The organism is Pseudonocardia sp. DSM 110487 (genome assembly GCF_019468565.1).
In the GTDB taxonomy this organism is placed as follows: Bacteria; Actinomycetota; Actinomycetes; order Mycobacteriales; family Pseudonocardiaceae; genus Pseudonocardia.
On the sequence record NZ_CP080521.1, the window covers coordinates 1,563,563 to 1,575,929 of the forward strand.

The following is a 12,367-nucleotide window of genomic DNA, read 5'->3' on the forward strand; positions in this document are numbered from 1 at the left end:
GGTGTCCGATCTGTCGTACCAAGCTTCCTGTACTGATATATCAGTCGGCGGTGTACGGTAAGCGCGCCGTGTCACCGGCGTCAAGACGTCCTGGCCGATGGGGGAGAGAAGATGAGTGCCGCGCCTCAGCTGTCCGCGTCGACCGGCCTGTCGCTCGCGGACCAGGCGTACGAGGGGATCCGCGACCGCCTCGTCATGCTCGACATCCGCCCGGGTGAGCCGTTGAACGACGACGCGCTGGCGCAGGAGCTCGGCACCGGGCGCACGCCGGTGCGCGAGGCGCTGAAGCGCCTCGAGGGCGACCGGCTCGTCGTGGCCTACCCGCGACGCGGCACCTTCGCGACGGCGGTCGACATCACCGATCTCGCCCACATCTCGGAGATCCGCGTCCAGCTGGAACCGCTCGCCGCGTCCCGGGCCGCCCGCAACGCCTCCGGAGTCGAGCGGGCGCACCTGTCCGGCCTCGCCCGCGACATGGCGGGCCTGGGAGCCCGCGTCAGCGACCGGCGTGAGCTGCTCCGCCGCGACGTCCAGGTGCATCGCGAGGTCTACCGCGCCGCGGGCAACCCGCACCTGGAGGACATCCTCGTCCGGCAGGACAACCTCGCCACCCGGATCTGGTGCCTGTTCCTGGACCGGATCCCCGCGATCGCGGGCCACGTCGAGGAGCACGTCGGGCTGCTCGACGCGATCGTCGAGGGGAACGAGGAGGCGGCGGCTCGACTGGCCCTGGAGCACGTGGTGGGCTTCGAGCGCGCGGTCCGGGCGGTGCTGTGACCACCCCCGCGCTCATCGTCGGCATGATCATCGGATCGGTGCGTGGCCGGCCACATACGGCCGTGGGGGCACCCATCAGGTGATCTTCGTGGTTGCAGCGAGCAAGTCGGTGTCCATGATCATCTTCTGGGTGCGTGGCCGGCCGTATGTGGCCGTTTTCGCGCCGAAGCATTGATCATGTCCGCGGGACCGCCTTCGGTGGCGCCGCGCGCCCTCCGGGCAGGCCCTTGGGCCTGCCCGCGTGGTTTGCCCGGAGGGGTCGCAGAGGCTCACGGGTCAAGGGTCGCGCAGCGATCGCGGAGCGACGCGTAGCGCCCTTGAGGCGTGAGGGGCGGCCCCGCACGATGCGCGGCGCCACCGAAGGCCCCTGCACAGGACCGCCACCGAAGGCCCCGAGTGAGCAGCTACGGAGGCATTGCGGCCCGGTCTACTCGCCGGCCCCGTAGAAGCCGAGACGGCTGCTGATCTCGTCGGCCCCGACGACCACCCGCGCCGCGACGTCGGCGAACGACTCGACGGGAAGGCGGTACGAGGGCGCCGATACGCCCACGGCCGCCACGACGTCGCCGTTGGCGCCGCGGATGGGCGCGGCGATGGCGTTGAGACCCACCTCGAACTCCTCGGTGGTCGAGGCCCACCCCTGCTCGCGGACCTTCCAGAGCTCCGCCTGGAGCACGGCGGGGTCGGTGATCGTCTGCTCGGTGTACTCGGCCAGGTCGCCCGCGAGCGCCTTCCCGACCGCCTCGGCGTCGGTCCATGCCAGCAGCACCTTCCCGCTGGCCGTCGCGTGCAGCGGGGTGGACCTGCCGATCCAGTTGCGGCCCGCGATCGCGGAGCTGCCGTACTCCTGGAGGATGTTCGTGGCCTCGCCGCTGTCGGCGATCGCGAGGTTCACGGTCTCGCCGAGCTCCGCGGCGAGGCGCCGGCACACCGGCCGGCTCTCGATCGGCAGCTCGAGCTGGGCGGTGGTGGCTCCGGCGAGCCGGACGATCCCTCGCCCGAGGTGGTACTTGCCGCGCTCCTCGACCTGCTCCACCAGGTCGCCGTGCTCGAGGGCCTCGATGAGCCGGAACGCGGTCGACTTGTGGACGCCCAGCTCGGTGGCCACATCGGTGACGCCCACGCCGTCGCGTCCCCGTTCCGCGAGCAAGTACAGGATCGCGATCGCTCGGTCCACGGACTGGACCTGTGACGGGGCGGCCTCCCTCGTGTAGCGGGGCAAATCGGTCACGTCTGTGAACTCTACGGGTCCTGGCGATTTCGGCAGCCCGAGAGACCTTGACGGACGCTGCCTACGAACCGCATCCTGCTGTTGCTGATAGCGAGTTGAGTTGCGGTATCTGAAACAGGAGGCGATCATGATCCTCGTCGGTTCCCTGGACGACATCCCGCTCGGCGAGGCCGTGCGGGTCGACGCCGAGGTGCCGATCGCCGTCTTCAACGTGGACGGCGAGCTCTTCGCGATCGACGACACGTGCACCCACCAGGACGCTTCGCTCGCCGACGGCTGGGTGGAGGGGTGCGCCGTGGAGTGCCCGCTGCACGCCGCGTGCTTCGACCTGCGCACCGGGATGCCGTCCGGCCCGCCCGCGAAGCTGCCCGTGCGCACCCACGAGGTGGTCGTCGACGACGGGGTCGTCTACGTGCGTGTCACGGAGTCCGTGGAGGCGGCGGCCTGATGCGCACCGTCGCGGTCATCGGAGGCTCGCTCGCCGGGCTCAGCGCCGCGCGGGCCCTGCGGGAGCAGGGCTACGACGGGCGGATCGTGGTGGTCGGGGAGGAGGACCTGTTCCCCTACGACCGCCCACCGCTGTCGAAGGAGTTCCTCGCCGGCAAGATAGAGATGGCCGAACTCGCGCTGACGACGCCGACCGAGGACGCCGCGCTCGATCTGGAGTGGCGTCTCGGGGACCCGGCGACCGGGTTGGATCGTGGCGCCCGGGCTGTGGTGCTGGCGTCGGGACGGGAGGTCCCGGCCGACGGCGTCGTGGTGGCAACGGGCGCGCGGGCGAGGACCCTGCCGGGCGACCTCCACGGGGTGCACACGCTGCGCACGGCGGACGACGCGGTCGCGCTGCGCCGCGACCTGGTCGTCAGCCGCCGCCTCGTCGTGATCGGGGGCGGCTTCATCGGCGCCGAGGTGGCGTCCACCGCCCGAGACATGGGTCTCGAGGTCACCGTGATCGAGTCGGACCCCGTCCCGCTCGGCCGGGTGCTGGGTGCCGACCTCGCCGCGACCTGCGCCGAGCTGCACCGGGACAACGGCGTCCACCTCATCACCGGTGAGGTGGTGACGGGCCTCGCCGGAAACGGCCGGGTCAGCGCGGTGCACCTGGCCGGGGGACGGACGGAGCCCGCCGACGTGGTCGTCGTCGGCATCGGCGCGGCGCCGAACGTCGAATGGCTCGCCGGCTCCGGGATCGAGCACGACCACCGCGGGGTGTGGACGGACGACGCGGGCGCGACGAACGTCCCGCAGGTCGTGGCGGCCGGCGACTGCGCGTTCTCCCCGTGCGCCTACGCCGGCACGGCCGTACGCCACGAGCACTGGACGAACGCGGTGCGGCAGCCGGCGGCCGCCGTGTCGACCCTGCTCGGGGCGACCCCGGCCCCGCCGACCCCTCCCTACTTCTGGTCGGACCAGTACGGCGCACGACTGCAGTTCGCCGGGCACCGGCTGCCCGACGACGCCGTGGAGATCATCGACGGTGATCCGGCCGACCGCCGGTTCGTGGCCGGCTATCGCCATAACGGCGAGCTCGTCGCGGTGTTCGCGATGAACCAGCCGAAGCTCTTCGGCCGGTGGCGCCGCCAGCTCTCCCCGCGGATCGTCCCCGCAGGCCTCCCCTGACTTCCTCACCACCACACGAGAGGTGCCGTGTGTCTGCCCCATCCGAGCTGTCGTCGAGCCTGATCTCCACCCTGCCCGGACACTTCTACACCGACCCCGTGATCTTCTCCGAGGAGCAGGAGAAGATCTTCGAGTCCCGCTGGTTCGCCGCCGCGCGCAGCGCCGAGATCGACGGTCCGGGTGCCTTCCGCACCGTCGACGTGGGACGCGAGAACGTCGTACTGGTCCGCGGCCGCGATCGGCGGCTGCGCGCGTTCCTCAACGTGTGCCGGCACCGGGGCGCGCGGGTCTGCATGGAGCGGTCCGGCGTGGCGAAGCGGAACCTGCAGTGCGGCTACCACGCATGGACCTACGGGCTCGACGGCAAGCTCGTCGCGGCGCCGAACCTGACGAGCATGCCGGACATCGACCGCACCGCGTACGGGCTCGTGCCGGTGCACCTGCGGGAGTGGCTCGGATACGCGTGGGTGTGCGTGGCCGACGAGCCGCCGTCCTTCGAGGACACCGTGATCGGCTCCGTCGCGGAGCGGCTCGGGGCGGGCGACGTCATCGATGGCTGGGACATCGAGAACCTCGCGGTCGGGCGCCGGATCACCTACGACGTGCGCGCGAACTGGAAGCTGATCATCGAGAACTTCATGGAGTGCTACCACTGCGCCACCATCCATCCCGAGCTCACGGAGGTGCTGCCGGAGTTCGCCGACGGCTTCGCCGCGCAGTACTTCGTCGGGCACGGCGCGGCGTTCGCAGAGGAGGCGCAGGGGTTCACCGTCGACGGCAGCGCAGGCGTGACCGTCATCCCCGGAGTCGTGGACGGCCACGACAGGAAGTACTACGCGATCACGGTGAACCCACAGGTGTTCATCAACCTCGTACCGGACCATGTGATCTTCCATCGGATGCAGCCGGTCGGGCCGGATCGCACGATCGTCGAGTGCGACTGGCTGTACCTGCCCGAGGTCGTGCAGGGCGGCCATGACCTCGACCGTTCTGTGGAGCTGTTCCACCGGGTCAATCAGCAGGACTTCGACGCGTGCGAACGCTGCCAGCTCGCCGCATCGTCACGGGCTTACGCCGCGGGCGGGGTGCTGGTGCCCAGCGAACACCACATCGGCGCGTTCCACACGTGGGTCACCGAGCAGCTCGTACCGGCCGATCCCGCCATCTGACCTGACGCGCGAACCCATCCGAACCGGCTCGCCCGCGCCCGATCACGCGACCGACACGCGCTTCCCGCGCTCGTACGACTCGATGACGGCGTGGGCAACGGCGAGCGCGCGCCGGCCGGCCCCGGCGTGGACCGGCGGGGGACGGCTGCCCGCGAACGCGGGGAGCATCTCGTCGAGGTACCGGTCGAACGTCGCGTGGAAGTCCCGGTCCCGGTCGTTGAAGTAGCCGGCCTGCCACACCTGGCTGATCTCGTCCCCGGCCGGGGTGAAGGCGTAGCGGCGCACGGTGTCCTCGATCAGGATCCGCCCATTCAGCCCGTTGATCTCCAGCAGGTGGGTCCCCGGGTAGGAGTAGGACGAGTCGTAGGTACCGAGCAGGGCACCGACCGCTCCGCAGGCGAACTCGAGCGCCACGCTCAGCGTCGAGCACCCCCGGCCCGTCACGCCGCTCATCTGAGCCATCACCGAAGTGATCGGTCCGCACAGGTGCTCGAGCAGATCGAGGCCGTGACACTGGGTCTCGATCAGGTTGGCGTACGGGTGTGGGCTCGTGCCCGCTTCGCCGCCGAAGCGCCACATGGCGAATGTCAACCGGCCGAGCTCACCGGCGTCGATCGCCTCGGCGGCCAGTCGCATCGGCCGGGCGTAGCGGTGGTTGAAGTTGATCGCGAAGAACAGGTCGCGCTCGGCCGCCTCGGCCAGCAGGGTGTCGGCCTCGTCGAGCTCGAACACGAGCGGCTTCTCCACCAGCAGCGGGAAGCCCGCCCGGATGATCTGCAGGGTCGGCCCGAAATGGCCCATGTTCGGCAGGCACACCGACACGAGATCCGGTCGCTCCCGTTCCAGCATGGCGTGCAGGTCGGTGTAACCGGGCACGCCGAACTCGGCGGCGCGCCGTTCGGTGCGTTCCTCGGTCCGCCCGGCAACGGCGCACAGCTCGGCGTCGGTGCGTGACGAGAACGCCTTCGCGTGCTGGCGACCCCACCAGTCGCCCGTGCCGACCACCGCGACGCGGATGCGGTTCTCACCCATTGCGCTGCTCCCTTCGCCGGGCAGCCGGACGAGCGCGCCGCCGGCTCAGTCGGGCCTGGACCAGGACCACGAGCAGGAGGAAGACGCCGCTGACCACCTGCTGGTAGTAGGAACTGAGGACCCCGACCTGGTTGATCAGGTTCTGGATCACCTTGAGCAGCAAGGCACCGGCGAGGGTCCCGCTCATCCCTCCGGTCCCGCCCGTGAGCAGCGTGCCACCGATGACGACGGCCGCGATCGCCTCCAGCTCGCGGCCTTCGCCGATGGTCGGCAGGCCGGAGGAGGTCTGGGCGGCGACCAGCACACCGGCGACCGCGGCGAGCGACGCGCTGAGGACGTACACGGTGATCTTCACCCGGGACACGGGCAGGCCCATCAGCTCGGCGCTCTCCGCGGAGCCGCCGATGGCGTACACCGACTGGCCGAACCTGGTGCGGCTCAGCACGAGCGCCCCCGCCACGAGCACGCCGAGGGCGACGTACACCGGCGCGCCGATCCCGGCGATCGTGGACTGCCCGATCCGGGTCAGCACCAGGTCGGCGGGGATCAGGCGGACCTCGTTCCCCTCCTGCGAGACGGCGAGCGCCAACCCTCGGGCGAACAGCAGCGCGGCGAGGGTGACGATGAACGGCGCCATCCGGGCGCGGCCCACCAGCACGCCGTTCGCGAGCCCGATCAGGCCGCACACCGCGAGGGGGAGCGCCACCGCGGCGGCCGATCCCCACTGCGCACCGTAGGCGGCCAGCACGCCGGAGAGCGCGAACACCGACCCGACCGAGAGGTCGATGCCGCCGCTGATGATCACGAACGTCATCCCGACCGCGATGAGCACCAGGTACGAGCTGTCCAGCGCGATGTTGCCGAGGTTCCGCGGCCCGATGAAGCTGCTGCCGAAGAGGGCGGCGCCGACCGCGACCACGAGCGCGAGCACGATCGGCGCGCTGGCGCGGCGGGCCAACGTCGCGGCCGTTCCCATCGTGTCGACGCGGGACGGATCCACGAGCTGCGCGGTCATGCGCCACCTCGATCCCGTTGGACGTAGACCGCGACGACGATGATGCCCGCCTGGATCATCCGCGAGAGCGAGTCCGGCAGGTTGTGCTGGATCACCGTCGCCGCGATGAGCTGCATCAGGACGGCCCCGGCCAGCGTGCCGACCACCCTGATCCGGCCACCGGACAGCGGGGTGCCGCCGACGACGACCGCCGTGATCGCGCTCAGCTCGATGAGCAGCCCGGTGAACGACGGGTCGCTCGCGCCGAGCCGTGCGGTGTTCACCACGCCGGCGAGCGCCGCGAGCATCCCGCTGACGATGTAGACGGCGAAGAGCGTCCGTCGCACCGGCAGGCCGGCCAGCAGGGCCGCGGTGCGGTTGCCGCCGATCGCGACGAGCCGGTGACCGAAGATCGACCGCCGGACCACGACGATCACCAGGGCGGCGAGGGCCGCCGTGATGAGCACCGTGATCGGTATCCCGAGGACGCTGCCGTTGCCGAGCGCACCCAACGTCGGATCGAAGATCTCGACGAGCCTGCCGTCGGCGAACACGAGGGCAAGCGCCCGGCCTGCCACCAGCACCCCGAGGGTCGCGATGATCGGCTGGATGCCGAAGAGGGCGACCAGCCCGCCCGTCAGCGTGCCGACGAGCGCGCCGACGACGATCGCCATCGCCATGGCGGGCCACGGCCCGTAGCCGAGGTAGAGCGGGATCACCGCCGCGGCGAGCGCCATGACGGAGCCGACGGACAGGTCGATGCCCTCGGTGGCGACGACCAGCGCCATCCCGAGCGCCACGATCGCGATCGGAACGACCTGGACCAGCTGCAGCCGCAGGTTCGCCACGGTGGCGAAGTGGGGGGTGAACGCGAGGTTGAAGAGCACGAGCAGCGCGAGCGCCGGGTACACCCCGTGGTCGCGCATCCGGTGCAGCGCGACGCCGTGCGGGGCCGGTGGTACCGCGACGGTGTCAGCCATCGACCGTCACCGCCTGCTCCGCATCGTCGGAGGCCGCCGCGATCGTCGTCATGATCCCGTTCTCGCTGACCGCGTCTCCGGTGAGCACACCGACCACGGCGCCATCCCGGAGGACCAGCACCCGGTCGGCGCCCTCGACGATCTCCTCCAGCTCGGAGGAGATCAGCACGACACCGAGGCCGTGGGAGGCGAGCTCGTCGATCAGGGCCTGGATCTCGGCCTTGGCGCCCACGTCGATGCCGCGCGTCGGCTCGTCGAGCAGCAGGACCTTCGGCTGCAGGCAAAGCATGCGGGCCAGGAGGACCTTCTGCTGATTGCCGCCCGACAGGTCGCGTACCCGCTGGTCGGGGCCGGCGATCTTGATGCGCAGCCGCCGCACGAACACCTCGACGATCTCCCGGCACCGCCGCTCGCTGACGAACCCGGCCCGGGTCAGGCGGGGCAGGGCGGCCAGCACGATGTTGTCGCGCACGGACAGGTCCGGGATCACGCCCTCCGCCTTGCGGTCCTCCGGCACCAGGCCGACGCCTGCCGCGATCGCGGCCGCTGGTGACCAGCGCCGCTGCCGGGCACCGTCGATGCTGATCGCCCCACTGTCGACGGCGTCCGCGCCGAACACGGCCCTGGCCGTCTCGGTGCGCCCGGAACCGAGCAGCCCGGCCAGGCCCACGACCTCGCCCGCGTGCACGTCGACGCTCACGCCGGCCAGCACGGGCGGGCGGGTCAGGCCGGTCGCCCGCAGCACCGGCACACCGCCGGTGCTGCCGTGGCCCGCACCGAACCGCGTCATCCCGTGCTCCCGGACCTCGTCGATCCGGCGGCCGAGCATGGTGGCGACCAGGCCGATCCGGCTCGTCCGCGCGATCGGGCCGGCGTGCACCCCGCGGCCGTCGCGCAGCACCGTCACCTGCTGGCAGAGCCGCATGACCTCGTCGAGCTTGTGCGTCACGTACAACACCGCGACGCCGTCGGCGCGCAACAGCTCGATGACGCTCGCCAGCCGGTCGACCTCGCGCGGCTCCAGTGATGACGTCGGCTCGTCCATGATCACGACGCGGGCGTCGGCGGACACGGCGCGCGCCACCGCGACCATCTGCTGAACGCCTGCGCCCAGCTCGCCGACGGGCCGCCGGACGTCAACGGAGACGCCGTACCGTGCGAGCAGGTCGCGCGCCGCGCGGTGCATGGACGCGAAGTCGATGAGCCGGAGCCTGTTCAGCGGCTCGCGGCCGAGGAAGAGGTTGCGCGCAACGCTCATCCCCGGCACGAGGTTCAGCTCCTGGTAGATCGTGCTGATCCCGGCCGCCTGCGCGTCGCGCGGCGCCCCGAAGGTCACCGGCTCACCCCGGTACCGCACGACGCCTCCGTCCGGCTGGTGCACGCCGGTGATGATCTTGATCAGGGTCGACTTACCGGCACCGTTCTCCCCGACCAGCGCGTGGACCTCTCCGGCGCGCAGTGCCAGGTCGACCCCGTCGAGCGCGACGGTGCCGGCGAACCGTTTGGAGACCTCGACCACCTCGACCGTTGCAGGTGCCTCGCTGCTCACCTCAGTAGGCGTTGGCGAGCTCGGCGGACGCGTTGACCGTGGTGTACTCCTTGTCCGAGATGATGGTCTTCGCCGGCACGCCCTTGCCGCTGTAGAAGTCCTCGAGAGCCTGGAAGGCCAGCGGCCCGAACCGCGGGTTGGACTCGATCACCCCGGAGATCCAGCCGTCGACGACGCCCTGCACCGCGCCCTTCGTCCCGTCGATCGTCACGATCTTGACGTCACCGGGACTCTTCCCGGCCGCCCGCAGCGCCGCCACGGCGCCGAGGGCCATCTCGTCGTTCTCCGCGTAGATGGCGGTGATTCCCGGGTTGGCGGAGATGAGCTGCTCGGTGACCGTGCGCCCCTTCTCCCGGGTGAAGTCCGCGGTCTGCTCGGCGACCACCTTCAGGTCCGAGTTCTCGGCGGCGAGCTGGTCCTTGAAGCCCTTGGTCCGGTCCACCGTCACGTTGACGCCGGACGCGCCGAGCAGGATCGCCACCTCGCCCCGGTCGCCGGTGGCCTGCATCAGCGCGTCGGCGGCCCGCTTGCCTTGCTCGACGAAGTCCGAGCCGATCCAGCCGATGTAGTCCACGCACGCTGTCTTGGAGGTGAGTAGCCGGTCGATCGTCATGATCGGGACCTTGGCGTCCTGCGCGGCCTTGAGCGCGGGGTCGAGGCCCTCCGAGTTGAGCGGGGAGATGATCAGCGCCTTGGCACCCTGGGCGATCATGCTCTGGATGTCGGCGATCTCCTTGTTGAGATCCGACTGCGCGTTGGTCGTGATCAGGTTGATGCCCCGTTCGGCGGCCGCTGCTTTGATCGACTCTGTCTCGGTGATCCGGAAGGGGTTGGCCTCCTTCTCCGACTGAGCGAAGCCGACCGTGATGCTCCCCAGGTCCTGTTTCGGTACGCCGCCGTTGTACCTCTCCGCGGTGCAGCCGCCGTCGCCGGCGCTGGCGGTCGCCTGGACCTGCTGCTCAGCGGCACTGCCCACCGGCTGCGTGCCGCTGTCGGCGCTCTTGGTGCAGGCGCTGACCGAGAGCAGGAGCAGGGCGACGACGGCCGCCCCGCTGGTGCGGCCGAGCCGCCTCGAGCGATCCATCGGAGAGCTCTCCCTTCGTTGGGTGGAGCAAACGGTCCGAGTCGACCTGCCGCGTTGTGACAGAACATGACAAGAAGTTGCGCGAAATGCTAGCGCCTACCGGCGGCCAGCTGTCAAGAGTTGCAACTACGCCCGTGACGGATCCGAGACGTATGCGCCCAGCTCACGATCGTTTTCCCGGTCACGAGCGCAGTACGTCTGGCGTCTCCAGCCGGTCAGGGCTGCCGACAGGCGTGTCGAAATATGGCAGATCAGTTCACAACGAGCCAGCAACGAGCTCGTGGTCTGCCACCACGACGTGCACGCCGGCGTCCGTGAGTGCCTGCACCACCACCGGGTCGGCGCAGGAGTCCGTGACCAGCACATCGATCCGCTGGGTCGGCACGGTCTGGCACATGGTGTCGCGGCCGAGCTTCGTGTGGTCGGCCAGGACGATCACCTGGCGGGCGGCGGCCACGAGCGCCATGTCCGTCGCGGCGGCGAAGACGTTCGGGGTCGTCAGGCCGCGATCGACGGTAACCCCTTCGCCCGAGAGGAACACCTGTGCGCCGCGCAGACCCTTGAGGCTCTGCTCGGTCAGCGGACCGACGAACGCCGCGATCGACCGGCCGAGCGTGCCGCCGACGACGACGAGGTCGACGTGTTCGACGTCGAGCAGGGCGTTGGTCACCGGCACCGAGTTGGTGATCACGGTCAACGGCTCGACGCCGGTCAGGCAACGGGCGAGCCGCATCGTCGTCCGGCCCGGGCCCAGCAGGATCGCGCTGGCGGGTTCGACCAGCTCGGCGGCCCGGGCCGCGATCGCCGCCCGCTCGGCCGCCACGGGGTCCACCGGGGGACCCCCGCGTGCCTGGTCCGGCACGGCGCGGTCGATCTGGACGGCGCCGCCGCGCGTGGCGCCCAGCTGGCCCTCGGCGACCATCACGCGGAGGTCGCGACGCACGGTCGACTCCGAGATGCCCACGACGTCCGCGAGGTCCCGGAACGAGGCGTACCCGCGCAGGCGTACGTGGTCGAGGATGCGACGCCGCCGCTCCGCGATGAGCATCTTCTCCGACCACCTGACCCGCTGCGATGTTGAATCTGGTCCTCGTTATAGCAGGGGCTGTCACTACCCGTCAGCTCGGGGCACCTGCGGTCAGCGGGACGTTGGAAGAAGGTTGCGCCTCCGACGTGGCGAGCCGTTCCTCATGCCTCCGTCAGATGCGCCAGCGCGACGACGAGGCGTTCGCTGATGTCCGCGGGCCACGGGAAGCTGACGGTCACCGACTGCTGGTGGGCCAGCCCGTGCAGCCCCACCCACAACGCCACCGCGTCGGCGGACAGGTCGGTGCTGGTGGCGATGTCCGCGGCGACGCAGTCGCCGAGTACCTCGGCGAGCAGCCGCATGCTGCCCTGGCCCAGCGCCTGCATGTCGGCCTCTGTCAGCGAGCTCGCCTCCAGGTCGGGCATCCAGAGCCCGCCGAACATCGTGCGGTAGCGCCCGGGGCGCTTCCGCGCGAACTCCAGGTAACCGGTGCAGACGGCGAAGAGCCGGGCCCGGGGATCATTGCCCGCGGCCTCCCGCGCGCCCCGTAGCTCCACCTCCAGCTCGTCGAATGCCTGCTCGACGACGGCCAGCATGATGCTGGGCTGGTCGGCGAAGTGGCGGTAGATCGACGGTGCGGAGATCCCGACCCGGCGCGCGACGGCCCGCAGCGTCACCGACGTCTCGTCGCCGGTCTCGTCCAGTAGCGCGACGGCTCCGCTCACGATTTCGTCGCGCAGCCGCGAACCCTCGCCGCGGCGGTTGCGGGTGCGGATGGCCGTTGTGGCGGGCTGCTCGGGCATGCCTTCATCTTACACCTGAAAACTTACTCTCGTTCACCTTGCGCGGCTCAGGTAACGAGCGTATCTTTACGGCTGTAAGTTCACGAGCGTGAAGGGAGTCA

12 protein-coding genes are annotated in these 12,367 nt (G+C 70.7%); 4 read left to right on the plus strand and 8 right to left on the minus strand.

Annotation, left to right across the window (positions count from 1 at the left end; all coding sequences use genetic code 11):
* The first annotated feature begins 111 nt into the window (after positions 1-111).
* Positions 112-777 carry a GntR family transcriptional regulator gene (locus tag K1T35_RS07090; RefSeq protein WP_220259362.1) on the plus strand — a complete coding sequence of 222 codons (666 nt, stop codon included), beginning with the start codon at positions 112-114 and terminating at the stop codon, positions 775-777.
* A 427-nt stretch (positions 778-1,204) separates the two neighbouring features.
* On the opposite strand, the gene K1T35_RS07095 is transcribed toward K1T35_RS07090, so the two are convergent.
* Entirely contained in the window at positions 1,205-2,008 is an 804-nt protein-coding gene (locus K1T35_RS07095; RefSeq protein ID WP_255621666.1) for an IclR family transcriptional regulator, read from the minus strand.
* Between the two features lie 127 nt (positions 2,009-2,135).
* On the opposite strand from K1T35_RS07095, the gene K1T35_RS07100 reads away from it, so the two are divergent.
* Genes K1T35_RS07100 through K1T35_RS07110 form a run of 3 tightly spaced genes read left to right on the plus strand, consistent with a single transcriptional unit; the run spans position 2,136 to position 4,797 of the window.
* A complete protein-coding gene (locus tag K1T35_RS07100; RefSeq protein ID WP_220259364.1) occupies positions 2,136-2,456 on the plus strand; it encodes a bifunctional 3-phenylpropionate/cinnamic acid dioxygenase ferredoxin subunit in 321 nt (106 codons plus the stop codon).
* Positions 2,456-3,628, plus strand: coding sequence for an NAD(P)/FAD-dependent oxidoreductase (locus tag K1T35_RS07105; RefSeq protein ID WP_220259365.1), 1,173 nt, complete (start codon positions 2,456-2,458; stop codon positions 3,626-3,628). The genes K1T35_RS07100 and K1T35_RS07105 overlap by 1 nt, the downstream gene beginning before the upstream one ends.
* A gap of 29 nt (positions 3,629-3,657) precedes the next feature.
* Entirely contained in the window at positions 3,658-4,797 is a 1,140-nt protein-coding gene (locus tag K1T35_RS07110; RefSeq protein ID WP_220259366.1) for an aromatic ring-hydroxylating dioxygenase subunit alpha, read from the plus strand.
* A gap of 42 nt (positions 4,798-4,839) precedes the next feature.
* On the opposite strand, the gene K1T35_RS07115 is transcribed toward K1T35_RS07110, so the two are convergent.
* From K1T35_RS07115 to K1T35_RS07145, 7 genes are all read right to left on the minus strand, one after another.
* A complete protein-coding gene (locus tag K1T35_RS07115; RefSeq protein WP_220259367.1) occupies positions 4,840-5,829 on the minus strand; it encodes a Gfo/Idh/MocA family protein in 990 nt (329 codons plus the stop codon).
* Positions 5,822-6,844 carry an ABC transporter permease gene (locus K1T35_RS07120; protein WP_220259368.1) on the minus strand — a complete coding sequence of 341 codons (1,023 nt, stop codon included), beginning with the start codon at positions 6,842-6,844 and terminating at the stop codon, positions 5,822-5,824. Before K1T35_RS07120 ends, K1T35_RS07115 begins: the two co-directional genes overlap by 8 nt.
* Positions 6,841-7,803, minus strand: a complete 963-nt coding sequence (locus tag K1T35_RS07125) for an ABC transporter permease (RefSeq protein ID WP_255621667.1) — start codon at positions 7,801-7,803, stop codon at positions 6,841-6,843. The genes K1T35_RS07120 and K1T35_RS07125 overlap by 4 nt, the downstream gene beginning before the upstream one ends.
* Positions 7,796-9,352 (minus strand): sugar ABC transporter ATP-binding protein, encoded by a 1,557-nt coding sequence (locus K1T35_RS07130; protein ID WP_220259369.1) that lies wholly within the window; start codon positions 9,350-9,352, stop codon positions 7,796-7,798. Before K1T35_RS07130 ends, K1T35_RS07125 begins: the two co-directional genes overlap by 8 nt.
* 1 nt (position 9,353) lies before the next feature.
* Positions 9,354-10,436, minus strand: coding sequence for an ABC transporter substrate-binding protein (locus tag K1T35_RS07135; protein WP_220259370.1), 1,083 nt, complete (start codon positions 10,434-10,436; stop codon positions 9,354-9,356).
* Between the two features lie 256 nt (positions 10,437-10,692).
* Positions 10,693-11,484, minus strand: a complete 792-nt coding sequence (locus K1T35_RS07140; protein ID WP_220259371.1) for a DeoR/GlpR family DNA-binding transcription regulator — start codon at positions 11,482-11,484, stop codon at positions 10,693-10,695.
* Positions 11,485-11,624: 140 nt separating this feature from the next.
* Positions 11,625-12,266 (minus strand): TetR/AcrR family transcriptional regulator, encoded by a 642-nt coding sequence (locus K1T35_RS07145; RefSeq protein WP_220259372.1) that lies wholly within the window; start codon positions 12,264-12,266, stop codon positions 11,625-11,627.
* Positions 12,267-12,367 lie beyond the last annotated feature (101 nt).